This is a genomic window from Caballeronia choica (genome assembly GCF_001544535.1).
In the GTDB taxonomy this organism is placed as follows: domain Bacteria; phylum Pseudomonadota; class Gammaproteobacteria; order Burkholderiales; family Burkholderiaceae; genus Caballeronia; species Caballeronia choica.
In genome coordinates, this window is sequence record NZ_FCON02000017.1 from 1 (window position 1) to 24,589 (window position 24,589).

General features: G+C 63.7%; 26 protein-coding genes and 1 tRNA gene. 11 read left to right on the forward strand and 16 right to left on the reverse strand.

Going from position 1 to position 24,589, the window contains the following annotated elements:
- Positions 1–243: 243 nt before the first annotated feature.
- The 3 genes from AWB68_RS10300 to AWB68_RS10310 all read right to left on the reverse strand — a co-directional run bounded on the left by AWB68_RS10300 (position 244) and on the right by AWB68_RS10310 (position 4,958).
- Positions 244–2,241, reverse strand: a complete 1,998-nt coding sequence (locus AWB68_RS10300) for a DNA topoisomerase IV subunit B (RefSeq protein WP_087644243.1) — start codon at positions 2,239–2,241, stop codon at positions 244–246.
- Positions 2,242–2,453: 212 nt separating this feature from the next.
- Positions 2,454–4,388: an ATP-binding cassette domain-containing protein gene (locus AWB68_RS10305; RefSeq protein ID WP_087644244.1), complete on the reverse strand. Its 1,935-nt coding sequence runs from the start codon at positions 4,386–4,388 to the stop codon at positions 2,454–2,456.
- A gap of 165 nt (positions 4,389–4,553) precedes the next feature.
- Positions 4,554–4,958: a DUF4399 domain-containing protein gene (locus AWB68_RS10310; protein ID WP_087644245.1), complete on the reverse strand. Its 405-nt coding sequence runs from the start codon at positions 4,956–4,958 to the stop codon at positions 4,554–4,556.
- A gap of 259 nt (positions 4,959–5,217) precedes the next feature.
- On the opposite strand from AWB68_RS10310, the gene AWB68_RS10315 reads away from it, so the two are divergent.
- Positions 5,218–5,400: a rubredoxin gene (locus tag AWB68_RS10315; protein ID WP_087644246.1), complete on the forward strand. Its 183-nt coding sequence runs from the start codon at positions 5,218–5,220 to the stop codon at positions 5,398–5,400.
- A gap of 63 nt (positions 5,401–5,463) precedes the next feature.
- On the opposite strand, the gene AWB68_RS10320 is transcribed toward AWB68_RS10315, so the two are convergent.
- The 4 genes from AWB68_RS10320 to AWB68_RS10335 all read right to left on the reverse strand — a co-directional run bounded on the left by AWB68_RS10320 (position 5,464) and on the right by AWB68_RS10335 (position 8,142).
- Positions 5,464–6,267 (reverse strand): bestrophin-like domain, encoded by an 804-nt coding sequence (locus AWB68_RS10320; protein WP_087644247.1) that lies wholly within the window; start codon positions 6,265–6,267, stop codon positions 5,464–5,466.
- A gap of 105 nt (positions 6,268–6,372) precedes the next feature.
- Positions 6,373–7,206, reverse strand: a complete 834-nt coding sequence (locus AWB68_RS10325) for a DUF3037 domain-containing protein (protein WP_087644248.1) — start codon at positions 7,204–7,206, stop codon at positions 6,373–6,375.
- Positions 7,203–7,943, reverse strand: a complete 741-nt coding sequence (locus AWB68_RS10330) for a HipA family kinase (RefSeq protein ID WP_087644249.1) — start codon at positions 7,941–7,943, stop codon at positions 7,203–7,205. Before AWB68_RS10330 ends, AWB68_RS10325 begins: the two co-directional genes overlap by 4 nt.
- Before the next feature lie 124 nt (positions 7,944–8,067).
- Positions 8,068–8,142 (reverse strand) — tRNA-Arg (locus AWB68_RS10335).
- Positions 8,143–8,386: 244 nt separating this feature from the next.
- Between AWB68_RS10335 and AWB68_RS10340 the strand changes: the two genes are divergently transcribed.
- Positions 8,387–8,749, forward strand: coding sequence for a hypothetical protein (locus AWB68_RS10340; protein WP_235028272.1), 363 nt, complete (start codon positions 8,387–8,389; stop codon positions 8,747–8,749).
- Positions 8,750–8,896: 147 nt separating this feature from the next.
- On the opposite strand, the gene AWB68_RS48170 is transcribed toward AWB68_RS10340, so the two are convergent.
- The 3 genes from AWB68_RS48170 to AWB68_RS10350 all read right to left on the reverse strand — a co-directional run bounded on the left by AWB68_RS48170 (position 8,897) and on the right by AWB68_RS10350 (position 11,954).
- Positions 8,897–9,058 carry a hypothetical protein gene (locus tag AWB68_RS48170; RefSeq protein ID WP_160109994.1) on the reverse strand — a complete coding sequence of 54 codons (162 nt, stop codon included), beginning with the start codon at positions 9,056–9,058 and terminating at the stop codon, positions 8,897–8,899.
- 62 nt (positions 9,059–9,120) lie between these two features.
- The gene (locus AWB68_RS10345; protein WP_087644327.1) at positions 9,121–11,010 is read right to left on the reverse strand and encodes a bifunctional sugar phosphate isomerase/epimerase/4-hydroxyphenylpyruvate dioxygenase family protein; all 1,890 of its coding nucleotides are present in this window, start codon (positions 11,008–11,010) and stop codon (positions 9,121–9,123) included.
- A gap of 269 nt (positions 11,011–11,279) precedes the next feature.
- The gene (locus tag AWB68_RS10350; RefSeq protein ID WP_087644250.1) at positions 11,280–11,954 is read right to left on the reverse strand and encodes a TetR/AcrR family transcriptional regulator; all 675 of its coding nucleotides are present in this window, start codon (positions 11,952–11,954) and stop codon (positions 11,280–11,282) included.
- A gap of 139 nt (positions 11,955–12,093) precedes the next feature.
- On the opposite strand from AWB68_RS10350, the gene AWB68_RS10355 reads away from it, so the two are divergent.
- On the forward strand, positions 12,094–12,498 hold the full coding sequence (locus AWB68_RS10355; protein WP_235028273.1) for a hypothetical protein: 405 nt from the start codon (positions 12,094–12,096) through the stop codon (positions 12,496–12,498).
- A gap of 22 nt (positions 12,499–12,520) precedes the next feature.
- Here AWB68_RS10355 and AWB68_RS10360 read toward each other — a convergent pair whose 3' ends face one another.
- The gene (locus AWB68_RS10360; RefSeq protein ID WP_374729567.1) at positions 12,521–14,032 is read right to left on the reverse strand and encodes a sensor domain-containing diguanylate cyclase; all 1,512 of its coding nucleotides are present in this window, start codon (positions 14,030–14,032) and stop codon (positions 12,521–12,523) included.
- Positions 14,033–14,319: 287 nt separating this feature from the next.
- Between AWB68_RS10360 and AWB68_RS10365 the strand changes: the two genes are divergently transcribed.
- The 7 genes from AWB68_RS10365 to AWB68_RS10395 all read left to right on the forward strand — a co-directional run bounded on the left by AWB68_RS10365 (position 14,320) and on the right by AWB68_RS10395 (position 19,370).
- Positions 14,320–14,823, forward strand: coding sequence for a YbhB/YbcL family Raf kinase inhibitor-like protein (locus AWB68_RS10365; RefSeq protein ID WP_087644252.1), 504 nt, complete (start codon positions 14,320–14,322; stop codon positions 14,821–14,823).
- Between the two features lie 139 nt (positions 14,824–14,962).
- Positions 14,963–16,330: an MFS transporter gene (locus tag AWB68_RS10370; protein ID WP_087644253.1), complete on the forward strand. Its 1,368-nt coding sequence runs from the start codon at positions 14,963–14,965 to the stop codon at positions 16,328–16,330.
- Positions 16,331–16,464: 134 nt separating this feature from the next.
- Entirely contained in the window at positions 16,465–17,019 is a 555-nt protein-coding gene (locus AWB68_RS10375; protein WP_087644254.1) for a type 1 glutamine amidotransferase domain-containing protein, read from the forward strand.
- 174 nt (positions 17,020–17,193) lie between these two features.
- Positions 17,194–17,715, forward strand: coding sequence for a DUF4142 domain-containing protein (locus tag AWB68_RS10380; protein ID WP_087644329.1), 522 nt, complete (start codon positions 17,194–17,196; stop codon positions 17,713–17,715).
- Complete coding sequence (locus AWB68_RS10385; protein WP_235028275.1) at positions 17,712–18,050, forward strand: DUF1488 family protein; 339 nt, start codon at positions 17,712–17,714, stop codon at positions 18,048–18,050. The genes AWB68_RS10380 and AWB68_RS10385 overlap by 4 nt, the downstream gene beginning before the upstream one ends.
- Before the next feature lie 50 nt (positions 18,051–18,100).
- Positions 18,101–18,685, forward strand: coding sequence for a hypothetical protein (locus tag AWB68_RS10390; RefSeq protein WP_087644256.1), 585 nt, complete (start codon positions 18,101–18,103; stop codon positions 18,683–18,685).
- Between the two features lie 232 nt (positions 18,686–18,917).
- Complete coding sequence (locus tag AWB68_RS10395) at positions 18,918–19,370, forward strand: PA2169 family four-helix-bundle protein (protein ID WP_087644257.1); 453 nt, start codon at positions 18,918–18,920, stop codon at positions 19,368–19,370.
- 179 nt (positions 19,371–19,549) lie between these two features.
- On the opposite strand, the gene AWB68_RS10400 is transcribed toward AWB68_RS10395, so the two are convergent.
- Together AWB68_RS10400 and AWB68_RS10405 are read right to left on the reverse strand one after the other, a co-directional pair.
- On the reverse strand, positions 19,550–19,792 hold the full coding sequence (locus tag AWB68_RS10400; protein ID WP_087644258.1) for a hypothetical protein: 243 nt from the start codon (positions 19,790–19,792) through the stop codon (positions 19,550–19,552).
- A gap of 275 nt (positions 19,793–20,067) precedes the next feature.
- Entirely contained in the window at positions 20,068–20,403 is a 336-nt protein-coding gene (locus AWB68_RS10405; RefSeq protein ID WP_087644259.1) for a BON domain-containing protein, read from the reverse strand.
- Between the two features lie 465 nt (positions 20,404–20,868).
- Between AWB68_RS10405 and AWB68_RS10410 the strand changes: the two genes are divergently transcribed.
- On the forward strand, positions 20,869–22,350 hold the full coding sequence (locus tag AWB68_RS10410) for an RNA polymerase factor sigma-54 (protein WP_087644260.1): 1,482 nt from the start codon (positions 20,869–20,871) through the stop codon (positions 22,348–22,350).
- A 109-nt stretch (positions 22,351–22,459) separates the two neighbouring features.
- Here the strand turns inward: AWB68_RS10410 and AWB68_RS10415 are convergent, their stop codons facing one another.
- The 3 genes from AWB68_RS10415 to AWB68_RS10425 form a co-directional block, all read right to left on the reverse strand.
- Positions 22,460–23,371, reverse strand: coding sequence for a YihY/virulence factor BrkB family protein (locus AWB68_RS10415; RefSeq protein WP_087644261.1), 912 nt, complete (start codon positions 23,369–23,371; stop codon positions 22,460–22,462).
- Between the two features lie 110 nt (positions 23,372–23,481).
- Entirely contained in the window at positions 23,482–23,832 is a 351-nt protein-coding gene (locus AWB68_RS10420) for a chemotaxis protein (RefSeq protein ID WP_087644262.1), read from the reverse strand.
- A gap of 111 nt (positions 23,833–23,943) precedes the next feature.
- The gene (locus AWB68_RS10425; protein WP_087644263.1) at positions 23,944–24,573 is read right to left on the reverse strand and encodes a hypothetical protein; all 630 of its coding nucleotides are present in this window, start codon (positions 24,571–24,573) and stop codon (positions 23,944–23,946) included.
- Between the last annotated feature and the right edge of the window lie 16 nt (positions 24,574–24,589).

Consider the following 24,589-nt stretch of genomic DNA (forward strand, 5'->3'; position numbering starts at 1 on the left):
TGAAACCCCGCTAACGACACTCCCCCGGTTGGACCACTCCGAGGGAGCGGTCTGGAGGCGCATGGCAAGAATTGGCGGTGGGAAGCTGCTTTCTTTGCTTACTTTCTTTGCAGCAGCAAAGAAAGTGAGTCCCGCCCCGGACAGGGGCAGAGCTAATAAACCAAAAACAAAGCAAGTTCCATGGAAGCCCAAGCGCATCAAACGGTGTAACCCCAAACCCAACCCAAGCGCCAGCACCAACCCTCAAATATCAGCCTCGACCTCGTTGCCCTTCTCCTCAAGCCAGCTCCGCCTCGATGCCGCCTCGCCCTTGCCCATCAGCATCGTCATCCGCGTGACCGTGAGATCAAACCCGAGATCCCCCAGCCCGACCGGCAACAAGCGCCGCGTATCCGGGTTCATCGTCGTGTCCCACAACTGCTCCGCGCTCATTTCGCCCAGGCCCTTGAAGCGGCTGATCGTCCATTGCGTGTCGCGCACGCTGTCCTTCCTCAGCTTGTCGAGGATCGCTTCGAGTTCGCCTTCGTCAAGCGCGTAAAGCTTCTGCGCGGGCTTCTTGCCGCGCGCCGGCGCATCGACGCGAAAGAGCGGCGGACGCGCGACGCACACATGCCCGCGCTCGATAAGCTGCGGGAAATGCTTGAAGAAAAGCGTCAGCAGCAAGACCTGAATATGCGCGCCGTCGACGTCCGCATCGGAAAGGATGCAGATCTTCCCGTAACGCAGGTTCGAGAGATCGATCTTGTCATCGGGACCGTGCGGATCGACGCCGATTGCAACCGCGATGTCATGCACCTCGTTGTTCGCGAAGAGCCGGTCGCGTTCGGTTTCCCACGTATTCAGCACCTTGCCGCGCAACGGCAGGATCGCCTGGAATTCCTTGTCGCGGCCCATCTTCGCGGAGCCGCCCGCCGAATCGCCCTCGACGAGAAAAAGTTCGTTACGCGCGATATCCGTCGATTCGCAATCGGTGAGTTTCCCCGGCAGCACGGCCACGCCCGAACTCTTGCGCTTCTCGACTTTCTGCCCCGCGCGGGTACGCGCCTGCGCCTGGCGGATCACGAGTTCCGCGAGCTTCTTGCCGTACTCGACATGCTGGTTCAGCCACAGTTCGAGCGCGGGCCGCGAGAACGACGAGACGAGTTTCACCGCGTCGCGGCTGTTCAGGCGCTCCTTGATCTGGCCTTGAAACTGCGGATCGAGCACCTTCGCCGACAGCACGAACGACACGCGCGCAAACACGTCTTCGGCAAGCAGCTTGACGCCCTTCGGTTGCAGGTTGTGCAGCTCGACGAAGCTCTTCACCGCCTGGAACAAGCCGTCGCGCAGGCCGGATTCGTGCGTGCCGCCCGCCGGCGTCGGGATCAGATTGACGTACGACTCGCGCAACAGCGGCCCTTCCTCGCTCCACGCGACCACCCACGTGGCGCCCTCGCCCTCGGCGAATGTCTCTTCGCTGGAACGCGAGCTTTCGGCAAAGCGTTCGCCTTCGAAAAGCGGAATCAGCAGGTCGCTGCCGCCCATGCCTTCGAGCAGATAGCCGCGCAAGCCGTCTTCGTATTTCCAGGTTTGCCGCTCGCCGGTCTTCTCGACGACGAGCACCACCTCGACGCCCGGCAGCAACACCGCCTTCGAGCGCAACAGCCGCTGCAATTCGCCGACCGGCAGATGCGGGGAATCGAAATACTTCGGATTGGCCCACGCGGTCACGCGCGTGCCGGACTTCTTCTCGCCGCGCTCGCCCGGGCGCGTGACAAGCGGCTTGATGACATCGCCGTTCGAAAAACCGATCTCGGCGACCTTGCCCTCGCGCCAGACGGTGACGTCGAGCCGCGTCGAAAGCGCGTTCGTCACCGAGACGCCCACGCCGTGCAGCCCACCGGAAAACGTGTAGGCACCGCCGGCCGCCTTGTCGAACTTGCCGCCCGCGTGCAGGCGCGTGAATACGATCTCGACGACCGGCACGCCTTCTTCCGGGTGCATGCCGAACGGAATGCCGCGACCGTCGTCCTCGACGGAAACCGAATTGTCGGTATGCAGCGTGACGATGATCTGCTTGCCATGGCCGCCGAGCGCTTCGTCGGAGGCGTTGTCGATGACTTCCTGAATGATGTGCAGCGGATTTTCCGTGCGCGTGTACATGCCGGGCCGCTGCTTGACCGGCTCCAGGCCCTTCAGCACCTTGATCGATGCTTCGCTGTATCCGCTGCTTTTGCCGCTGTCGGGTTTTTTCGTGGACATGACTGAACGTGAGTCCGGTGTCCGGCGGTCTTTCCGCGTTGGTTCGCCGAAAGGCGGCCGAGTCACCGGCGAATGCGTGAACACATCGGGCAAGCCCGGCCGACAACGCCGGACTGCTTGGAGAATAGCGGTAATGCGGTGCCCGTCAAACGCGGACACACATAAAACGCGAGGTATTTTACTGTTTTCGATATAGGGAGCAACGGCGCTGCTTACTTGCGCTTGGCCTCCAGCTCTTCCCAGCGTTCGAGCGCGGCGAGCAATTCCTCGTCGATCGCGCCATGCCGTTCGCTCAGCCGCGCGCCCTCCTTCGCGTCCTTCGCGAAGATCGAGCCGTCTTCGAGTTGCGCGGAAATCGCCTTCTGCTCCGCTTCGAGCGCGGCGATCTTCTCGGGCAACGCGTCGAGTTCGCGCTGCTCCTTGAACGACAGCTTCACCGTGCGCTGCGCGTTGCGGCCCGCCGCGCTGTCCTTCGGCCCTTCTTCCTTCGGTGCTTCCTTCGCGTTCTGACGGGCAGCGTCCTGCGCGATCTGCTCCGAACGCTCGCGCTGGATCTGCCAGTCGCTGAAGCCGCCGACGTATTCGCGCCACTTGCCCGCCCCTTCCGATGCGAATACCGACGTCACGACGTTATCCAGGAACGCGCGGTCGTGGCTCACGAGCAGCACGGTGCCGTCGTAGTCGGTGAGCAGTTCTTCCAGCAGTTCGAGCGTCGGGATGTCGAGGTCGTTGGTCGGTTCGTCGAGGACCAGCACGTTGGCCGGCCGCGCGAAAAGGCGCGCGAGCAGCAGGCGGTTGCGCTCCCCGCCCGACAGCGACTGCACCGGCGAACGCGCGCGTTCCGGCGCGAACAGGAAGTCGCCGAGATAGCTCATCACGTGCTTCTTGACGCCGTTCACCTCGACCCACTCGCTGCCCGGGCTGATGGTATCGGCGAGCGACTTGTCGAGGTCGAGCTGCGCGCGCATCTGGTCGAAGTAGGCGACCTGGATGTTCGTGCCGGCGCGCACGCGGCCCGCGTCGGGCTGGATCTCGCCCAGGATCAGCTTGAGCAGCGTCGTCTTGCCCGCGCCGTTCGGCCCGACAAAGCCGATCTTGTCGCCGCGCATGACGGTGGCCGTGAAGTTGTCGACGATCGTGCGCTCGCCGTAGCGCTTGGTCACGTCGGTCAGTTCCGCGACGATCTTGCCGGACTTCTCGCCCTGCCCGACATCGAGCTTCACGTTACCCAGCGAGTTGCGCCGTTCCGCGCGCTCGTGGCGCATCTCGACGAGCCGCGCGATGCGCCCGACGCTGCGCGTGCGCCGCGCCTCGACGCCCTTGCGAATCCACACTTCTTCCTGCGCGAGCAGCTTGTCGAACTTGGCCGCTTCCACCTGCTCGACTTCGAGCTGCTGCGCCTTCCTCGTCTGATAGGCGCTGAAATTGCCCGGATACGACAGCAGGCGCCCGCGATCCAGTTCGACGATGCGCGTCGCGACGCGATCGAGGAATGCCCGGTCGTGGGTGATGAACAAGAGGCCCGTGCGCAGCGTCACGAGCAGGTCTTCGAGCCAGCGGATGCCGTCGAAGTCGAGGTGGTTGGTCGGTTCGTCGAGGAGCAGCACGTCCGGCTGCACGACGAGCGCCCGCGCCAGCGCGACGCGCTTTTTCATGCCGCCCGAGAGCGAACCCGAGCGCGCGTCGCCGTCGAGACCGATCTGCGCCAGCGTGGTCGCGACCCGCGTGCGCCAGTTCCAGGCGTCGTGCAGGTCGAGCGACGACTGCAGCGTGTTCATGCGCGCGAGCAGCGCGTCGTGCTCGGCGCCTTCGGGCGTGTCAGCGAGCTTGTGCGCGACCTCGTCGTATTCGTCGAGCAGCGCGCGTGCATCGGTGAGACCGGACGCCACGACGTCGAACACCGACGCTTCCAGATCGAATTCGGGTTCCTGCGGCACGTAGACGGTCGTCAGTTCGCTCTGACGCGTGACGAGGCCGTCGTCGGGTTTCGTCAGGCCGGCGACGATCTTGAGCAGTGACGACTTGCCCGCGCCGTTGCGCCCGATCAGTCCGACGCGTTCGCCCGCTTCCAGCGAGAAATCGGCGTAATCGAGCAATGCGACGTGGCCGAACGCGAGTTGCGCGTCCGAGATGGAATAAAGCGACATGAGGGCAGCCGGAAAAGTGCAAAAACTGGAAGCGGCCATTGTACCGGTGTTGCCCGTCGCGGCCCGTCGCCTAAGCCATCCGACCAAGGCAAACGGCCGGGCGCCCCACGAAAAACGCGGCCGGAGCCGCGTTTTCGAGACAAGGGGCGCAGTGTTGTGTCAGCGTTACTTCACATGCACCTTGATGGTCTGGCTCATTTCCGGGCCATACGAATGATGTGCGCCGTCGCCGAACTGCATGGTCAGCGTGTGATCGCCGGGCGGCAGTTTCACGTCGGCTTCGGTCTGGCCCTTGCCGTAGTGCAGGGATTTGTCGTCGGCCGGGATGACCTGGCCCTTCGGCAGCGGGCCGCCGTCGATCAGCAGATGATGGTGGCCGGTTTTCTCCGTCGTCGTGCCCGCGGGTGCGACCTGCATCCCTTCGACGCCGAATTTCACATGCACGGGGCTCGTCACGGTCGCGCCATCTTTCGGCTCGACGAAAAACACGCGTGCCGGCGCCTGTGCCTGTACCGCCGTTGCAATGAGCAAGGTCCCCGAGAGCACCGCTCCCATTAGCTTGTTCAACATCGTTTTTCTCCTTTGAGCAAAGCGGCCGAAAGCGTGTTTCACGCCGACCAACCGAAGCGCGGCCGACTGCCATGCCGCAACGGCGAGCATACACCGAGCTTGCAGCAGCGCCCATTCGGGACAAACGCCGTTTTCCTGACACTTTCCGCCCGCATGGGAAGCATTTTCACGGTTCCGGGAATATGCCGGGTTCGCTGCACCATTCGGCGCCTGTCGTGCCGTTGGTTGCATTTTGTGAAACGAAACAAAAGAGTCTGTCGTGAGTGAAGTTCTGGAATACAAAAGCTGGGTCTGCCTGATTTGCGGCTGGATCTACAACGAAGAAGACGGCATCCCCGAGGAAGGGCTCGCGCCGGGCACCCGTTTCGCCGATATCCCCGCCACCTGGCGCTGTCCGCTGTGCGACGTGGGCAAGGAAGATTTCGCGGCTGTGGAGTTCTGATTTTCGCGGGATCGGCGATTCAAGGCGCAGATCGGCATGAGACGTCGTGACGTCGCGGCGTTGCTACCGGTTCAGGTAGGCGAGCGCGTCGCGCATCGGCTGGCTCGCGATCATGATCGGGCCGGAAAACGGTGTGTCGAGATCGAGGATCACGAGCACGGCGAGCGCAATCGACAACGCCCCGAGCGTGATCGTCACGAGCGACAGCGCGTTGCGCGGCGCGATCAGTCCGAAACACAAGAAGATGATCAGCAGCCAGCCGACGAGAATCCGCGCGAACGGATACGAAATCGAGCCGTGCGCCTCTTCGATCAGCTTCCAGCGCAATGCGATGAGCCGGTCGAAGCGATCGAGGTTTTCGTTGGCAAGCTTCGCGTGGTAGGGATCGCGCGGCTGCAGCCGGCGCACCTGGGCTTGGCCGCGTTCGAGGAGCGCGCCGAGCTTCTGGCTGTCGAGGTTGTCCGTGCGGCCGTCGTTTTCCGCGAGCTTGGGGTAGTCGTTGCCGCGTGGCGGCAGCTCTCCCGGCCACGTGCTGGCGATCGCGGCAGCCGTGTAGGCGCGCAGCAGCGCGCGTGACTCGTCCCCTTCGGGGCCGTATTCTCGCAGCGCCTGGTCGAGCTGGATCAGCGACGACGCAAAGCCGCGGATGTCGCTATCGGTGGTGTCGAAGACCGTTTTCGCCGATGCCGTCAGCAAGCCGAGCACCAGCGCCGCGAACGTGACCAGCATGCCGACCACGAGTTGCACGAGCTGGACCGTCTCCTGCGCCTTGTGCTCTTCGGGAAGCAGCGGCCTGACGAATGCCCCGAGTGCCGTGCTGGCGAGCAGCAGGACGAACACCAGCGAGGCGGATTCGATTTCGGTCATGAGCGGGTTCGCGGGATGAACGCGGCGGGGAGTTTTCCGAAACGCAGGGCGAAATCGGGGGTGACTCAAACTCACGGCCTATTCAAAAGCCCCACCCGATGTGGCTCAATCGGAGGTAGCGAATTCGAGGATTTTCTCGCGATCGTCGTCGTGTGAGGTAATGATCCCCGCTCGCTCGAACTCTTGCTTTAAGTCCGCAAACGCAGACGCACTAGCACCGAAGTTTTGTTGTGGCGGCCGGACCGCGAATAGAGCATCTCCGCGAAGCTCGCCGTCTCGTTGAAGCTTTTTCACTTTCCCCACCCATTCCCATCCATGATCGTAGAGACGGGTTGGATCATCCTGGCCCAGATCGAGTGGCTTGATCAACTTGATCGCCACTCCGTCCTCGTTCACACGAACAAAGGGTAGCTTCGCTTTGTAGCCGGTCCCGAGCACCCTTGCCTGGTAAGCCATTTGCAGGTCTGCCGCCCGAAGGATGCTGCGTACTCGTTGTTCAACAATCCGCTCTTGGTACACCGGCGTGACAAACGACCGACCGACGTAATGTTCGTAAAGTTCATTGAGCTTTTCCGACGGGTCATCAGCAAGAACAGCTCGGTGGGTGTCAGCGTAGATGATCGCTTGGCGAGGCTTGACGATCTCGTCAAACGCAAAGTTCGCGAAGTCGATGCTGGGACCGTTCACCGCCCCGATGAATGCGCGCTGTGCCATTTCGCCGACGCGAGCAAGTTCGTCCCGAAAAATATCACGGGCGCGCTTGTAGACGCCGACGTCAAGCTCATCGAAAAAAGCAGTAATGCGACCGACCCGGTCGAGCATCCTGCATCCAAAAAAACGGGCGCTTTGGCTCATCAGGACGACGCCGACGTTCGCAAATTCGCCGGTCTGTGCGTACGGCATAAAGCGCACTAATGCGTATCTGCAAGCATGTTTCATCGCTGATCCCAAAATCCAGGCTGGTCAATTCGCTCCAAAATTCGAAGCGCATCATCGGGTGTGAATGTGCTCGGTACGCCCGGGGCGACTTCGAGCCACTCGTCCGGCATCTTGTCGCACGCCCTCTCGAACGACTCGAGCGCCTTGCAGATTCGCTGCTCGTAGACCGGACGCGCGAGCCAATCCTGGAAAACATCGTTCCAGTCGCCACAGAACGCGTGCGCACTCCAGAACCTGCGGACATCGAACGTGTCATCGAACGAAAGATTGTAGTCGATGATCACGACCTCCTGCCGCGCCACATCCCATAGCATGTTTGGATTGCCACCTTTCTCAGTGAGCGTTCGGTCCTCGTTACGTATCCACCAATCGAACACCACAACATCTCTCCGAACACCGATCGGAACCTGATCTACATAAGACCATGGTAGATCAATAGCGTTAGGCTGATACAGCGATCCGAATGCAAAACCCGTACCGAGATCGGGGAAATCGGGCAGACCCAACGTCGACATCGACTCGGGAATTTCTACGATGCGATATTCCGCAATTGGAAGGCCGAATGCAGACGCAAGGCTGTAGGCTAACCACTCACAGATAAGACTACGGCGACCGGCCCCGCGGCCTTTGACATAGTAGAGGAGGTCGTCTGCTCCACGACACAAAAACGGCAATGTAGATCCCTGGACGGATCTTTCGAGAACCTCGGTAATCTCGATTACGTTACCGTTGATCATTTCTTCTTATGCGCTGCGCGGGCGCGACCTTCCCCAAAGCGCGGCGTCGACCGATGCGGGCAACCTATTCATACCTGATCCGAAGTATTTCCAACCTGGCAGACCAACTTGTCGGCCATCGTGCTGGTCCCCCCGGCAGGAATCGAACCTGCATTTAGCGCTTAGGAGGCACTCGTTCTATCCATTGAACTACGGGGAGCAAACCGATTGTACGGGAGCGGGACGGGCCGTTGCGGCCGATGTTCGTCCTGACGCCGTCCGGCTTTTGATGCCTCTTCCTAATCGAGGCGCCGGCGCTGGCTTTATCCGACAATCGCAACAAGCGGCAAAGCCAGCGAGCGCAGAGTATATCAAAGACGATCGCGCAATCCGCCGCGTTCCAGGACAAGTGCATTAAGGGAAAGTACTCATCCAGCGCGCGCGATCGCTGCCGTTACTCAGTGATGGACCACTCCCATCCCAAGCCTCAAGGCGCGTTTTCGGCGCTGTTGGCAGACAAGGACCTGGCGCACCTCGAACTGGTGCTGCGGCTTTCGCTCGTATGCGATTCCGGCGGTCCGCTGCAACTGCCGCCGTCGTACTGGCGCGAGCGGCTGGCGGTGATCACGCGGGCGTCGCATCTTTCGCATACGCAGATTCAGGCGGTTCATCGGCTGTACTTGCAGGTCGAAGCGTTCGAAGCGATCAGCCGGGAAAGGGAAAACGACAGGCTTCGCGCCGCCGAGGCCGAAACCCAAGCTCAAGCCGGGCCGTTGCAGGTCACTGCGGCGGGTCGCGCGAGAAAGCCACCGCTGCGCGGCGCCTGAGCACCGGAAAAGCCTGGCCGTGCGCAGCGGATGCACGCACATCGCCGCGCCGACTTCGGATAATACGAATACAAAGGCCGCTCCGAGCCTTCCGGAACGGCCATTTTGCTGTACTCCAGCCGGCCGATAAAAACCGACCGCCTCGCCTCAATGCCTGTGGCGCATCCACCAGTCGCGAACCGCGTGATGTCGGGCGGGCCGCATCAGCATCCGCTGGCGATGCTCTTCGCGCCAGTCATGAGCGAACACGACGATCGCGACCGCCGCCAGCCCGGCGAGACCAACCAGAAGATTCGTGAATTCCGGCATGGCGCCCTCCGTTTCCGATTGCAGCAATGTCTCAATGATAGGTCAGCGAGCGCCGCACGCCCTCATCCGCGACGCGCCTTCTGCAACTGCGCATGCGCCGCGAGCCGCACCGCCGCGTTCGCCGCGCCGTAACCGTCGTAACCGCCGCGCCGCTCGATCACTTCGAGGAAAAACCGCTGGTCGAGCTGCTCCGTGTACGCGTGGAAGAACTCCCCGCCGCGCTCGTCACGGTCGTACAGGATGTTGTGCTCGCGCATCGCGTCGATCTGTTCGTCGGGCAACGCGTAGCGCGCCGCCAGGTCGTCGTAGTAATTGCGCGGGATGCGCAGGAACTGGACGCCGTCGGCGGCAAGGCGCGGAATCGCATCGAAGATGTCGGGCGTGCTGAACGCGACGTGGTTCAACCCCGATCCGCGATACGTCGCAAGCGACTCGACGACCGCCGTGTAACGGTCGATCGAAGCGTTCAGCGCAATCCGCACCGAGCCGTCGCGGCTCCGCACCGCGCGGCTGCGCACGAGGCCATATGGGTCGGGCACGAGCACGCTGGGTTCGGTTTCGAAGCCGAACGCCGTGCGGAAGAACAGCACCCAGGTGTCGAGCGCGTCGGCGGGGAGCGAAAGACACACGTGATCGATCCGTTCGAGCGGCCCGGCTTTGTCGGGCCCGTCGATATCAATCAGCACGAAATCCGATTCCCACAGCGTGGGCGCGCCGGGTGCTTCGTCGACGAAATAGTCGAGGCTGCCGTCCGGCGCCTTCACGCCCGGCAGCACGCGCTCGTTCGGGCCGATGCGCCCGGAAAACGGCGTGTAGCCGTAGGCCGCGGCGCGCTCGAACGCGCGCCCGGCATCGTCGACGCGAAACGCCGACGCGCACAGCGACAACCCGTGCTGCTGGAAAAACGCGCTCGCGAACGAATCCATCTCGGCGTTGAGCACGATCGAGCCGGAGCCGTGCCGATACAGCGTGACGTCCTTCGAACGATGCCGGCCGGCCAGCCGGAAACCGAGCTTGCCGAGCCAGTCGGCCACTGCGACGCGCGTCGCCTCGTCGACGGCGAATTCGAGAAACTGGAAGCCGATATGCTCGGGCGCCGCGGGCGGGTCGAACATGATTTCCGGCGCCGTTTGCTTCATCACGGCGCGGGTCTGCTCTTCGAGGAAGCGCAGCGACCGATGGCCGTCGGCTGCGGTGGCGGCGGTCGGCGCCGCGCGAAAACCGTCGTTGAAGATTTCGAGCGACAGCGGCCCGGTATAGCCCGCTTCGAGCACCCGCGCGGTGAAGGTTGCGACGTCGAACGCGCCCTGGCCCGGGAAACAGCGGTAGTGGCGGCTCCATTCGAGGACGTCCATCGCGAGCACGGGCGCGTCGGCGATCTGCACGAACGCGATGCGCTCGCCGGGGATCGATGCGATTTCATCGACGGAATCGCCAATCGACAGCGTGTGGAAGCTGTCGAGCACGAGGCCGAGACTCGGGTGATTCACCGCATCGACGAGCCGCCACGCATGCTTGTACGAATTGACGTGCCGCCCCCACGCAAGGGCTTCGTAGCCGACGATCACGCCCGCCTCCCCCGCCAGGCGCGCGAGGACACCGAGCTGGTCGGTGATCAGGGCGTCGTCGCCGATCGTGTCCGGCGACACGTTGCTGCACGCCAGCATGCGGTCGGTGCCGAGTTCATGCATCAGGTCGAACTTGCGTTTCGCGCGCTCGACATTGCGCGCGAGGCGTTCGGCACTCACGCCCTCGAAATCGCGAAACGGCTGGAACAGGTAGATTTGAAGGCCGAGGTCTTCGGCCATGCGGCGCACGTCAGCGGGCGTGCCGTCGAAATAGAGCAAGTCGTTCTCGAAGATCTCGACGCCGTCGAATCCCGCTGCGCGAATCGCATTCAGCTTCTCGACGAGCGTGCCGCTGATCGATACCGTCGCGATGGAAGTGCGAATTGAACGCGGCATCGCCGCCTCCTTGTAATGCAGTGGAAAGTACGTTGCGACAAGGCCCGGCAAAGATGCCGATACGACGCGAAGCGTGCCGCGGACTTTGAGGTCGTCGCCCATGGTATCTTAAACTAACTAGATCGTACAAATTGGGAGAAACGCGGACGGGCAATTTCATGCACTTCATGCACACAAGATGACGCAACGCAGTAAGCCAGATTGGCCACGCACAAATGAAAAACGGCGACCCAGGGTCGCCGTCATATTTCCCGTCTTCAGCCGTCGCGCCGCATGAATCGCAGCACCGCATCGACGATCATCTCGCGATGCCGCGCGCGTGAGCGCGGCCCGGATGGATCGCGCCCGAATGCCGCGCCCCACGTATGCCGGTTCGCCACCCGGTGAAAGCAAAACGAGCTGATCATCAGGTGCAAGTCGATCGGATCGACATCGTCGCGGAAAACGCCCGCCGCCACGCCGCGCGCGATCAGGTCTTCTATCGTCCGCACGACGCTCGAATTGCGGTTCTTGAAAGTCTTCGACTGCTCGATGTATTTCGCGGCATGCACGTTTTCGATCGTGACGAGCCGCACGAAATCGCGATGCTTGTCGTGATAGTCGAACGCGAATTCGACGAAGTGGCGCAGCGCCGCTTCCGGTTCCATCTCGCCGAGTTGCAGTTCCTGTTCGAGCGCGCGGATGTCGCCGTACACCTGTTCGAGCACCGCTTCGTAGAGCCCTTCCTTGCTGCCGAAGTAGTAGTACAGCATCCGCTTCGTGGTGTTGGTGCGCTCCGCGATGGCGTCGACGCGCGCGCCCGACAGCCCCATCGCCGAGAACTCCTGCGTGGCGATGTCGAGGATGTTGCGCTTGGTCTCCTCCGGATCGTACTTGCGCCGCGTCTCAGGCGCAGTACTGGCGGCCATCGCGGCCTTACTTCCTTTTTTCATTGTTCTGGGTAGTTGCCTGGCTGGAAGAAGCATTGACGATCGATTCTAGCACGGTGAAATGGCCCGTCCGGCCGGGAGTCGCGCCGTCGCCGGGAAGGGCATTCGCCTATAATTCGCGCGGCAACCCACGAGGAATCGCATGACTCCCAAGACAGTTCTGACCGGTGTGTTCGTTGCCGTCATTGGCTGCGCCGCAAGCGCGCAAACCCAGCAGCGGGCGCAGCAACAGGGGCAACAGGCGCCCTCGCCCGAGAGCCTCGCGATGGAAGGCGTGCGCACCTGCGGCAACATCGCGCGCGGGGCGGCGGACGTCTGCCACATCGACGCCGCGAAAATCGAGCGCTTCAAGGCAGCGGCCCGGCAGAACTTCACGGCGGCGCCCGACTTCGACGGCGCCTGGAACCTCGGCTATGCGGAAGCGCAATCGGCCGTCGACCGCTTCGCGAAGCTCAAGTCGAGCAATCCGGCCGAGTACGCGAAGGAACTCCACGAGGCTTGCCCGGCGCTCGACCGGGGTATTGACGAAGTGACCGGCGGGCAATAGTCCGATAGCGCAATAGTCGCGATCAGAGCGGGTCCGCGCGCCGCTCGTCGGACGGATCGCCGTAATGGGCGCGCTTCTCGGTGTACATCACCGCGTCGGCGCGTTGCAGCATCGCTTCCAGGCGCTCGCCGTCCTGCGCGGTCGCGGCGCCCATCGCGAAACTGAGCGGCATGCCCGAGTAGAACTGGTTGTTCACCTCCACCAGTTGCCGGATGCCCGCCATCACCGCTTCGCCGCCGCGTTCGTCGGTGCCCGGCAGCAGCAGCACGAATTCGTCGCCGCCGATGCGCGCCGCCTGGAACGGCTTTTCCACCGCCTTGCCGAGCACCTCGCCCGCGCGGCGCAACAACGCGTCGCCGGCGGCGTGGCCCAACTGGTCGTTCACCGCCTTCAAACCATTCACGTCGACCGCGATCGCCGTCACCGGGAACGGGCCCTTGCGTTCCAGCCGGTTGATTTCGTCGATATAGAACGAGCGGTTCTTCAGCTTCGTGAGGGCGTCGTGCTTGCCGAGGAACTCCAGGTACGCCTCGGCTTTCTTGCGCGCGGTGATGTCGGTGAGCGCGACGAGCACGAGGTCCCAGTCGCGCTCATGGCCCGGAAACACCGAGAATTGCAAGTGCACGTTCAGCTCGGCGCCTTCGAGCGAATAGTTGAGCACCTCGCGCTGATGAAACAGCTTGTGATCCCACAGGTCGACCAACTGCTCCTGGAAGTGCTGCTGCATGTCGTCGCGGAAGATGTCCGAGAGGCGCGCGAGGAGCGTCAGCTTGTCGGGCGCGGCGAACATCCTGAGCGTGTGCTGGTTCACGTCGAGGACGTGGATCTCCTGCATGCAGCGCTCGACGAACTCCGGGTGCACGTTCGTGAACGTGCGGAAATCGACGATGCCGCGCTCGCGCAAGTCATCCAGCAGCGCCTTCACCGAGCTGAAATCCTCGACCCACAGCGACACCGGCGAATGCTCGAACAGGCCGCGCGCGTAGAGTTCGCTTTGCGCCGCCCGGCGCCTGACGCCTTCGAGTTCCGTGATGTCCTCGATCGTGACCAGCACGCGATCCCAGCGCGACTCGTGCCCCGGCAGGATCACGGCTTTTAGCAGCACATCGAGGCGCCGGCCGTCGAGCGTGTAGTTCACCGTCTGGCTGACGAACTGCGGCTTGCCGGACCACAGTTGCTCCAGTTCATCGACGTGCGTTTGCAGCATGTCGTCGCGAAACACGCTGGCGAGGTTCTGCACGAGATGATCGACATCCTTCGCGCCGAAGAGCGTCAGCGTGCGCCGGTTCACCTTGATCACGCGAATCCGCGACGAACACGCGACGATACGCGCCGGGTCTGCGGACAGATGCGCGCGCAGGTCGGTGATGCCCGCCGCCCGCCAGCTTTCGAAGAGTTCGCGCACGGCGCTGAAATCCTCCAGCCACAGCGAGACGGGCGCGAGGTCGAACATGTCGGCGTCGTCGCCGGGCGTGCGCTCGGCTGCGATGGGTCGGACGGCTGGTCGGGCGGCTTGCCGCACGTCGTTGTGCATGGTCATCCTCTCGGCTCGCGCCGGCGTCGTATTTGTCTCATTATTCTAACGCGCCATTTTTTCGGCACTCGTGGCGCGGTGAGGCGCGCGAAGCGCTGATCGGCCGATGCGTCGTTATCCGGGGCCGGATGCTACACTCGATAAGCCCCTGCGCCCTGCCTCGGCCGCGCTTTCACGGAAGTCCGGCGTCGGGCATGTTTGCTGCACCAAGTCGCTAACTCCGCGCAAACCCCGCGCGTGCACGCCGCGCGCCGCTTATTTCAACCTGTTGAATGGAGGCACGATTCATGGCTGATTTCCGCATCTGGTCCGACGAATTTCCCGCGAACGGCTTCATGACCAAGGCGCAGGAATTCGATCAGCAAGCATTCGGCGGCGCCGGCGAGAACATCTCGCCCGCCTTGCAGTGGGGCGATCCGCCCGCCGAAACGCAGAGCTTCGCGCTCACCGTCTACGATCCCGACGCGCCTACCGGCAGCGGCTTCTGGCACTGGGTCGTCGTGAACATTCCCGCCGACGTCCGGTCCTTGCCGCGCAACGCCGGCAAGGCGGACGGGAGCCTCCTGCCCGCCGGCGCGCTGCAGTTGCGCAACGACTATGGCACGGTCGGCTTCGGCGGCGCGGCGCCGCCGCGCGGCGACAAGACGCATCGCTACATCTTCCGCATTCACGCGCTGCAGGCGGCCAACCTCGCGCTCGACGCCAACGCGACCAACGCGGTCGCGCGCTTCATGACGCACCTGAACGAAATCGATTCGGCGACTTACACGGGCCTTTACGAGCTGAAGTGACGCGTCACGCGCACCCGGCGACGGACCGCCCGGTGCGCGACTCCATCGCGGCGCGAGACACGCGCGAACCGCACGACGCAACCGGCGCACAAGCCGCGCCGTATGAAAAAACCGCCGCCCCTTCACTCAACGCCGATCGATGGAAGCAGAACAAGGCCTACCTTTACCCCAGCGCTATTGGGCGATCCTCGTCGTCGCGCTCGGCATCACGCTCGCGGTGCTCGACGGCGCCATCGCCAACGTCGCGCTTCCGACCATCGCCCGCACGCTCAACGCGACACCCGCCGATTCCATCTGGGTCGTCAACGCCTATCAGCTCACCATCACCATTTCGCTGCTGCCGCTCGCCTCGCTCGGCGACCGGATCGGCTACCGGCGCGTCTACATGGCGGGGCTCGCACTCTTCACGCTCGCCTCGTTCGGCTGCGCGCTGTCGGGCTCGCTCGTCGCGCTGACCATCACGCGCGTCGTCCAGGGTTTCGGCGCGGCCGGCATCATGAGCGTCAACACCGCGCTCGTGCGCATGATCTACCCGCCGGACCAGCTCGGACGCGGCGTGAGCATCAACGCGACGGTGGTGGCGATCTCCTCGGTCATCGGGCCGACCGTCGCTTCCGGCGTGCTCGCCGTCGCGCCGTGGCCGTGGCTGTTCGCGATCAACGTGCCGATCGGCCTCGCCGCGCTCGCCGTCGGGACGCGCGCGCTGCCGCGCACGCCCGGCCATCGGCAGCCCTACGACTACGCCAGCGCGATCATGAACGCGCTGGTCTTCGGCCTTGCGATCACGGCGGTCGACGGCCTCGGCCACGGCGAGCATCGTCCGTACGTGATCGCGGAATTCATCGTGGCCGGCGTGATCGGCTATTTCTTCGTGCGACGCCAGTTGACGCAAAGCGCGCCGCTGCTGCCCGTCGACCTGATGCGCATTCCGGTGTTCGCGCTCTCCATCGCGACGTCGTTTTGTTCGTTCACCGCGCAAATGCTGACCTTCGTCTCGCTGCCGTTCCTGTTGCAGGACGGCTTCGGCATGACGCAGGTGCAGACCGGTTTCCTGATGACGCCGTGGCCGCTCGTGATCGTATTCGTCGCGCCGCTTGCAGGTGTGCTCGCGGATCGGTACTCGGCGGGGATGCTCGGCGGCATCGGGCTCGCGATCCTGACGGCCGGCCTCCTGCTGCTCGCGACGACCGGCCCGCATCCGACGCCGTTCGACATCGCCTGGCGGATGGCCGTCTGCGGGCTTGGCTTCGGGCTCTTCCAGTCGCCGAACAACCGGCAGATGCTGTCATCCGCGCCGCGCCATCGCAGCGGCGGCGCGAGCGGCATGCTCGGCACCGCGCGGCTGTCCGGGCAGACGCTCGGCGCCGCGCTCGTCGCGCTGATCTTCGGCGTCGCGCCGCAGCATGGCGCGATCATCACGCTGTTCGCCGCGGCTGCGTTCGCCGCCGCGGCAGCCGTCGTGAGCTTGATGCGGCTTGCGGGCAAGCGGCGCGCGGAAGCGGCCTGAGCGTACGCCTCGCCTCACGTTCCACCAGACTCCCCACGCCCGCTCTGGGCACACCCCTTGCTGACTTCGAAGGACGTGTTCCGCATCGCCGGAACGGTCCTACAGCCTTATCCAGCAACAAGGAGCGTGTTTTCATGGTCACTTCGCTGAATGATTGCAAGGTCGCGATTCTCGCGGTCGACGGCTTCGAGCAGGCCGAACTCGTCGAGCCTCAACGTGCCCTGAAGGAAGCCGGCGCGCAAGTTCACGTGATCTCGCAGAAGCCGGGACAGATCCAGGGTTTCAAGCATGTCGACAAGGGCGAGAAAGTCTCCGTCGACGCCACGTTCGACCAGGTGAAGGCAGCGGATTACGACGCGGTCGTGTTGCCGGGCGGTGTCGTGAACGGCGACGCCATCCGCCTCGACGCGCAGGCGCAAGCCTTCGTGAAAGCCGCCGACCAGGCGAAGAAGCCGATCGCCGTGATTTGCCACGGCGGCTGGCTGCCGATCTCGGCGGGCATCGTTGCGGGCCGCACGCTGACGAGCTGGCCGAGCCTGCAGGACGACATCCGCAACGCGGGCGGCACCTGGGTCGACCAAGAAGTGCAAATCGACGACAACCTGATCACGAGCCGCAAGCCCGACGACCTGCCGGCCTTCAACAAGGCGTTGATCGACGCGCTCGGCAAGCGCAAGAACGCCGCGTGAAACGAAGGATTCGCCGCGCCTGGTTCTCGTGACGCGGAAGGCGCGGAATCATGAAACAAGCGCATGAAACACGCGCGCGACGAATCATCGAAGCATCCCGCAAGGAAGGAGGAACGCATGCCGAACGACCCGGTTTTCCACTCCCGACGCACTTCGCCCGCACGCCGCGCACGCATGCGCCAGTGGCTTGCCGGCGCAAGCGTCGCCGCGCTCGCGCTTGGCGCGGGGATCGTTCCGGGCGCGCAAGCCCAGGACAACCCGGCGAAACTGTCGGCTGCCGATCAGCAGTTCGTGCAGGACGCCGGTCAGGCCGGCGCCACCGAAATCGCCGCGAGCAAGCTGGCGCTGACGAAGTCGAGCGACGCGCAGGTGAAAGGCTTCGCCGAGCGCATGATCGCGGATCACTCGAAGCTCGCGCGCAATCTCGACGTCATCGCGAAGCGCCACGGCATCACGGCGGCGCCGGGTGCGGACTCGGCGGTCGTCGGCAGTTTGCAAAATCTTCAAGGCGCCGACTTCGACAAGGCATATATTGAAAAGGTTGCGGTTGGCGGCCATCAGAAGGCCGTCGAACTCTTCAAGAAGGAAAGCGAGAGCGGCAACGACGCGCAGTTGAAGAACGCGGCGTCGAAGGCCCTGCCGATCATCGAGCATCACTACGAGATGGCGCAGCAACTCGCGAAGGCGAAGGCATGAGCGCCCGGACCGCTTTCCCCCATCGTCCGGCCTATGAGGACTCGACCATGCACATCACTTTCTCGGACGATCCGCCGATCTTCGACGGCGTCGACCTGGAGATCAACTTCACCGCGCTCGTCGACGGCCAGCCGGTGGTCTGCGCGATTACGGTCGAAGCACTGGAGGACCACTTCGGCGCGGCGTCGGCGCGGGAGGAGCACGTCTTGCCCGCCTATGAGCAGGGCCGCGCGCGAATCCGCGCGGTCTGCGCCGAAGCACTCGACGAAAACGGCGGTCAGCCGGTGGTGTTGAGAAGCGGGCTCTTTCGCGTTGCGGGGATGGAGCCGAAGTAAGCGCGCGGATTCCCTTCCCGCATCCCTCATCCAACGAAAACGGAGGCAACATGTCGCTCATCATCGCGGGCCGTTTCCAGACCTTTCCGGCCGCCGAAGCCGCGTCGCAGCGGCTCTTTGCGCGCGGCTTCGTCGAGGAAGACGTCACGCTCTTTTTCGTCAACCCGAGCGGGCAGCATGCGCGCCATCCGATCGGCGGCGACGTCGGCACCGACCCCGGGGCAGCGGCCGCGCCCAAAGGTGCGGGCCGCGGCGTGACGATCGGCGCGGTGATCGGTGCGGTCGTCGGCGCGGCGGTATTCGCGGTCTTCAAGGCGCCGTTGCTCGTGTCGGTGGTGGCGGCGGGCGTCGGCGCGTACATCGGCTCGCTGGCGGGCGCGATGTCGCACACGCGCAAGCCGAGGCCGGGCTCGTCCACTTCGCTCGCCAACGAGGAGAACGCGCGGCACGCGGGCGTGCTCGTCGCCGTGCATGTGTCGCCCGAAACGGCGACCGACGCGGCATCGATCCTGCGCGATGCGGGCGGCATGGACATCGAACGCGCGTCGGGGCGCTGGAAGCAGGGCCGCTGGAGCGACTTCGACCCGCTGCAGCCGCCGCATCCGGTGGGGGAATACGCGCAGCGTCGCGCTTGACGCGTTGGTTTGAAGCAAAAGCGAAAGAGCCGCCCGCTGGGCGGCTCTTTCGCTTTTTTGTTCCTGCGTGAACCGCAGCAGTTTGTGCCATGGTGCGGCGCTAGTCGATGCAGCTCCCGCCTCGAAACCCTCAAAAAATCCCGCCCCGGGCACGCCACGTGCAACAGCTCCAAGACCGCATCCCGCACAGGGATCTCATCTGCGGGCAACCTCGATCAAAAGGAGCAATTACATGAGCACGAATATCGTATCGGTACTCAATGATCTCGTTGAAACGTCGAAGGACGGCGAAAAGGGCTTTCTTAAAGCAGCCGAAGACACCCGTGATCCGAGCCTGAAGCAATTGTTCCAGGGCCGCGCCGAAGACTGCGGCCGCGGCGCTCGGGAACTACAGGATCTGGTCCAGCGCCTGGGCGGCAAACCCGAAACCGGCGGCACGGTGGGCGGCGCACTGCATCGCGGCTGGGTCGATGTGAAGTCCGCCGTGACTGGCCGCGACGACCACGGCATTCTCGCCGAATGCGAGCGCGGTGAAGATGTCGCGAAGAAAAACTATCGCGACGCGCTGGACAAGGACCTTCCGGCTGACGTGCGCGCGATCGTCGAACGCCAGTATCAGGGCGTGATCCAGAACCACGATCGCATCCGCGACTTGCGCGACCAATACGCAGCCTCGAAGTCATAGGATGTGCGCAGCGGCCTCGGTTGACCAACCCAGGCCGCATGGAGGAACGAGCCGCCTTTGCCTCACGGCATTGGCGGCTTTTCATTACCACCGCGGCCCAGCACGGCCAAATAAAAAGAGCCTCGCTGCTTTCGCAACGAGGCTCCTCACACAACCGTCCACGACGGCGAATCTCGATATTACTGCGGCTGGCCCTTGTCGTTAGTCCCGAGCGCGGAAGCCGCAGCCGCAGCCGACGCACCATGCAGCTTGTGCGCCTTGTTCTGCTGATGCAGCGTCGTGCCCTTCGCGGGCTTCGCCGCCGCGTCGGGCGTGCCCGACGCGCCAGTCGACTGACCGCCGCCCGCGGTCTGAGCGAAGGCAGGAGCGGTGAATGCGAGAGTCAGCGCGCCGATCAATGCCAGTTTTTTCGTGCTTTTCATTGAAATCTCCTTTTCCTTGGGACCGCCTGCATCGAACCGGGTATGCGAGAGCCGTATTTCATGCTTTGCCTCGCGCTCCGTATCTCGGCCGTGCACGTAGTGATCGAGACGCCTCCCTCTTCAACCGGCGCACTCGCCATGCTTCAGATACAGACCCGCGCGAGCCGCGATGCCGATCCACCGGCACTCGCGACCCGCGCGGGTCCTTGAAACGCCCGGCCGGCCAGCGCTGGAATCAAGCCACGCAGGCGCACCGGGCCGGCACAACTATGCCACTACTCGGCGGCAATTTTAAGATGGTTCTTCACCGACGCCACACCCGACACGGCGGAGACGACTTCCGTCGCCGTGGACTTGTCCGCGGCCGACGGCACCGTGCCCGTCAGCGAGACTACGCCCTTGACCGTCTTCACATGGATATGCGTCGACTTCAGGTTCTTCGCGCCGAGCAGCTCAGCCTTGACCTTGGTCGTGATTGCGCTGTCGTCGACCTTCTGGCCCACCGACGTGTCGGCCGGGGCCGATGCGGAGGTCGTCTGCGCGTTTACGTTGAGCGCGAACACCACTGCTGCGATACCGCCGGCGGCCTTCAGGAATTGGGTCGTCTTCATGGAAACTCTCCTTCTTTTCGGTTTTAAAAGTACGGCCGCGCCGATGTGTTCTGCTAGCCGGCCGTCTATGAGTGCTGCTCTTGTACGTCACGCCCCGTAGTGACGCGATCGTGCAGGCTGTTCCGCAACTTGCGTGCCGGGGCCTTAAAGAGCAGGCGCAAAGCGAGCGCGCCAATTGCCTCGAACGCCCGCCCAGCCGGGCATCGCAGCTCACTGCGGACACTTCCTCGACACGCACATTTCACCATTTGGACATCACACGAATACGCGACGGACCCTGCGGCGCTTTTGTCGGAAGTTGTGTAAAAACTGCGCGGAAGCGAGTCGCGGCGGGCTCCGCAATCCTCGTGCACGCAATGCGGAAACCAGACGCCATGCGGCTTTGACCGAACATGGCACGACCGTTGCTTATCAGGGCGTCACGAAAGCCGGTTCCGCCAAAGAACAAACGAGGATCATCACGCAATGCCCACCCTAGAACTTCGTGCCAAGCAAAGCCTTGCGCTCACGCCGCGTCTTCAGCAATCGGTCCGCCTGCTGCAGCTTTCGTCCCTGGAGTTCCAGCAGGAATTGCGCAACGCGCTCGATACCAATCCGTTTCTCGAATACGACGAGTCGCAGACCGACGACAACGCGCTCAGCAACGACAACGGCAGTTCGATGACCGAAACGACGCCCGCCGCCGCGAACGATGCCGGTGAGGCGCCGCTCGTCGCGGAAGTCGCCGCGGACACAGCCGACAGCGGCGACTCCTCGTCCCACGACGATTCGATGAGCGAGTTCTCGTCCGATCCATTCGGCCGCTCGGCGTCGCGCAACAGCGGCGACGGCGAGGGCTCGGACCCGGCGGACTGGGTGCGGATCGAGCCGTCGCTGCACGAGACGCTGCACGACACCCTGCGCCTGTACCCGCTCAACGATCGCGACCGCGCAGTGGCGCAACTGATCATCGAAGCGCTCGACGACGACGGATATCTGCGCCAGGACCTGTCCGAGCTTGCCGCGCTCGTCGACATCGAGCCCGAGTTGAACGAAGACGAACTGACGATCGCGCTCAAGCTCGTGCAGTCGCTCGACAAACCGGGCGTCGGCGCGCGCAACCTGTCGGAATGTTTGTCGCTGCAACTCGAAGCGCTGCCGTCGACGACACCGGGACGCGCCGTCGCGCTGGAAATCGTCAGCCATCACCTGGAGCGGCTCGCGCGTCGCGAGCAGGCGGAGTTGCAAAAGAAGATCGGCTGCAGCGCCGATGAACTGCGCATCGCCTGCGCGCTGGTACGCAAGCTCGATCCGAAGCCGGGCGAAAACTACGGTCAGGCCGAGGACAACTATGTCGTGCCGGACGTGATCGTGCGGCAGGTGAAGAAAAGCTGGGTCGTGACGATCAACCCGGCCGTGTTGCCGCGTGCGCGGATTCACCGGATGTACGCGGAGCTTTTCGCGCAGTCGGCGGGCGCGAGCCGCTCGCCGCTCGCGCAGCAGTTGCAGGAGGCGCGCTGGCTGATCCGCAACGCGCAGCAGCGCTTCACGACGATCCAGCGCGTCGCGGAATGCATCGTGTCGCATCAGAAGGCGTTCTTCGATTACGGCGAGATCGCGCTGAAGCCGCTCGTGCTGCGCGATGTCGCGGATGAACTCGAACTGCACGAATCGACGATCTCGCGCGCGACGGGCAACAAGTACATGGCGACGCCGCGCGGCATCTTCGAGTTCAAGCACTTCTTCCCGCGCGAACTCAGCACGGAAAGCGGCGGAACGTGTTCGGCCGCGGCCGTGCGGGCGCTGCTCAAGGAGATGATCGCGAAGGAGAATTCGAACGATCCGCTGTCGGACGTGAGCCTCGCGAAGATGCTCGCGGACCAGGGCGTGATCGTCGCGCGCCGGACGGTGGCGAAGTACCGGCATTTGATGAAGGTGCCGCCGGCGGAGTTGCGTCGGCAGGCTTGAGCGTCGCGGTGTTCTGTTCTGTTTCCAACGCCTTCGAGGCTTGTTTCGAAGGCGTTTTTCTTTGCACCGCGGGTTGTGCTCACACCCAAACCCGAGCGCCGGCTATCAACTACCGCCAGCCCGCTTCCCGATGCATCCGCTTGCGCGCGGCCGTCGCCGCCAGCTCGGCGCCGAGCAAAAACACCGCCGCCGAGTAATACAGCCACATCAGGATGACCGCGAGCGAGCCGGCCGCGCCGAACATGTTCGCCGTCCCCGCATGGCTCAGGTACAACGCGAACAGCCGCTTGCCGCCTTCGAACAGCAACGCCGCCGCGAGCGCGCCAAGCGCCGCGTCGCGCCACTTCATCCGCGTGCTCGGCAGGAACTTGAGCAGGACCGTGAAGGCAAGCATCAGCATCGCGAGCGAGATCGCGCGCTGCGTCACACTCGCGAGAAAGAGGAACGGATTGCTGTCGCCGAAAACCACCCGCCCGACCAGTTCGACGAGCGTATCGAGCACGAGCAGCCCGACGATCAGCAGCCCCGCGCCCACCACGAGCCCGAACGACATCACCCGCACCCGCAACAGCCCGACGATGGTCTCGCGCGTGCTGACAATCGGCGTCGGCCAGATGACGTTGAGCGCGCTATGCAGCGACGAAAACGTCGCCGACGCGCCGATCAGCACGCCCGCCGCCGACAGGATCGCCGTGCGCCGGGCGATGTCCGCGTGCCACGCGTTCGCGACGATCGCTTCGAGCGCGCGCGCGGCGTCCGTGCCCACCACGCCGCTGATCTCGCCGAAGAGGCGTCCCTGCACGGCGTCGGCGCCGAAGAAAATGCTCGCGACCGCGATCACGATGACGAGCGTCGGCGCGATCGAAAATGCCGCGAAGAACGCGATCGAAGCGGAAAACATCGAGCAATGGTCCTGTGTCCATTGCGTCACCGGGTCCACGACCCACGACAGCCAGCCGTGCAGCTTCGACGTCCGGCCTTCGGCGATCGGTGCGGGATTGGGAGTGATGTCGTGGTTCATCGTCGGCGTGATGGCGCGGGAAGCTCGAAACGCCGATCGTAACGCCAGTCGCAAAAAAGCGGCGCGTTCCGAGGGGAACGCGCCGCTCCATTCCAGCCTGTCTGTCTGGGCTAAAGGTTCTCGTCGTCGGCCGGGTCAGCCGTTTCGTCGCCGATGTCGCGCGTTTCGTCCTCGACGTCGTCCGGCAGGATATCGGCGTCGGCCCGGAGATTGTTGTCGCCGTCGGCCGATGCCGCCTCTCCCGTGCCGTAGCGGTCGGTATCGCTCGCCAGTTCGGCCGCCGACTGGCCGAGCGCGTGCGCATCGAGTTCGTCTTCGATATCGCCCGGGTAGCGCTTTTCGCCTTGCACGTCCGAGCCGCTGTCGGACGAATCGCTCGGGCCCAGTGCGCCGGTTCCGTGGCCCTTGCCGATCGTAACGCCGCCCTCGTCGGGCGGGTTCAGTGTGCTTCCGCTCATCATCGACCTCCGTTGATCGTTCTTGAACGGGATCGCAAGGGCCGTGCCGCGCGGGCGGCGCTCGAAAAAACAATGCCCCGCGCCGGTAAACCGGGTTTGCGGGCCTTCATTGTCTCAGGGCCGTCGCGCGATTGAATGGTGAGCGAAAACACACTCACGCCACGCGAGGGTGGCGTTCCGATCGTGCAAAAACTCATCCTGTTTCGCGGAATCCAGCGTATCCCAAAACGGATTCCAGAAGGTGGTCCACCAATATTCGATAACGCCTTGTAAAGAACCAAGGCTGTCCGGGTCGGTGTCGGGAAAGGCAATCCACGGCGGTGGCGGATTAAGCTGTGCGCCATGCAACTTCCATAGCGCGTCCATGTCATTCGAGAGAACGGAGACAACCGCACCACCGAAGCGGTTCGTTATTGTCAGTTGTACCTTACGTATATCGTGTTCAGACTTGTTGCCGACATAAATCCCGGGCCTCACGGACACAAAACCGCATCCCTCAATAACACCGTATATGACAGGTATCTGCTGCTTTTCAATCTGAAACGTCGTTACCGTCGCTTTGATGTCAATATCGCCGAGGTATTGCGCGCTCGGAAACACTGGAGGTTTCGAGTCCAAAAAACCAGGCGGGGCGACAAGGAAGTTGTGCCGCAGTTCTTTATGCGTAGTGTCGAAGATGCATTCGAGCGCACGCGTGCGCTCCCGGTTAATGCGCATATCGAGCAACTTCCTTATACCGACCATAATGTCTCTCGTGTTC

Bases quoted from the DNA above. Each gene is read 5' to 3' on its own strand.
- AWB68_RS10300 (WP_087644243.1), bottom strand. From the start codon at position 2,241: ATGTCCACGAAAAAACCCGACAGCGGCAAAAGCAGCGGATACAGCGAA.
- AWB68_RS10305 (WP_087644244.1), bottom strand. From the start codon at position 4,388: ATGTCGCTTTATTCCATCTCGGACGCGCAACTCGCGTTCGGCCACGTC.
- AWB68_RS10310 (WP_087644245.1), bottom strand. From the start codon at position 4,958: ATGTTGAACAAGCTAATGGGAGCGGTGCTCTCGGGGACCTTGCTCATT.
- AWB68_RS10320 (WP_087644247.1), bottom strand. From the start codon at position 6,267: ATGACCGAAATCGAATCCGCCTCGCTGGTGTTCGTCCTGCTGCTCGCC.
- AWB68_RS10325 (WP_087644248.1), bottom strand. From the start codon at position 7,206: ATGAAACATGCTTGCAGATACGCATTAGTGCGCTTTATGCCGTACGCA.
- AWB68_RS10330 (WP_087644249.1), bottom strand. From the start codon at position 7,943: ATGATCAACGGTAACGTAATCGAGATTACCGAGGTTCTCGAAAGATCC.
- AWB68_RS10340 (WP_235028272.1), top strand. From the start codon at position 8,387: ATGGACCACTCCCATCCCAAGCCTCAAGGCGCGTTTTCGGCGCTGTTG.
- AWB68_RS48170 (WP_160109994.1), bottom strand. From the start codon at position 9,058: ATGCCGGAATTCACGAATCTTCTGGTTGGTCTCGCCGGGCTGGCGGCG.
- AWB68_RS10350 (WP_087644250.1), bottom strand. From the start codon at position 11,954: ATGAAAAAAGGAAGTAAGGCCGCGATGGCCGCCAGTACTGCGCCTGAG.
- AWB68_RS10355 (WP_235028273.1), top strand. From the start codon at position 12,094: ATGACTCCCAAGACAGTTCTGACCGGTGTGTTCGTTGCCGTCATTGGC.
- AWB68_RS10360 (WP_374729567.1), bottom strand. From the start codon at position 14,032: ATGCACAACGACGTGCGGCAAGCCGCCCGACCAGCCGTCCGACCCATC.
- AWB68_RS10365 (WP_087644252.1), top strand. From the start codon at position 14,320: ATGGCTGATTTCCGCATCTGGTCCGACGAATTTCCCGCGAACGGCTTC.
- AWB68_RS10370 (WP_087644253.1), top strand. From the start codon at position 14,963: ATGGAAGCAGAACAAGGCCTACCTTTACCCCAGCGCTATTGGGCGATC.
- AWB68_RS10375 (WP_087644254.1), top strand. From the start codon at position 16,465: ATGGTCACTTCGCTGAATGATTGCAAGGTCGCGATTCTCGCGGTCGAC.
- AWB68_RS10380 (WP_087644329.1), top strand. From the start codon at position 17,194: ATGCGCCAGTGGCTTGCCGGCGCAAGCGTCGCCGCGCTCGCGCTTGGC.
- AWB68_RS10385 (WP_235028275.1), top strand. From the start codon at position 17,712: ATGAGCGCCCGGACCGCTTTCCCCCATCGTCCGGCCTATGAGGACTCG.
- AWB68_RS10390 (WP_087644256.1), top strand. From the start codon at position 18,101: ATGTCGCTCATCATCGCGGGCCGTTTCCAGACCTTTCCGGCCGCCGAA.
- AWB68_RS10395 (WP_087644257.1), top strand. From the start codon at position 18,918: ATGAGCACGAATATCGTATCGGTACTCAATGATCTCGTTGAAACGTCG.
- AWB68_RS10400 (WP_087644258.1), bottom strand. From the start codon at position 19,792: ATGAAAAGCACGAAAAAACTGGCATTGATCGGCGCGCTGACTCTCGCA.
- AWB68_RS10405 (WP_087644259.1), bottom strand. From the start codon at position 20,403: ATGAAGACGACCCAATTCCTGAAGGCCGCCGGCGGTATCGCAGCAGTG.
- AWB68_RS10410 (WP_087644260.1), top strand. From the start codon at position 20,869: ATGCCCACCCTAGAACTTCGTGCCAAGCAAAGCCTTGCGCTCACGCCG.
- AWB68_RS10415 (WP_087644261.1), bottom strand. From the start codon at position 23,371: ATGAACCACGACATCACTCCCAATCCCGCACCGATCGCCGAAGGCCGG.
- AWB68_RS10420 (WP_087644262.1), bottom strand. From the start codon at position 23,832: ATGATGAGCGGAAGCACACTGAACCCGCCCGACGAGGGCGGCGTTACG.
- AWB68_RS10425 (WP_087644263.1), bottom strand. From the start codon at position 24,573: ATGGTCGGTATAAGGAAGTTGCTCGATATGCGCATTAACCGGGAGCGC.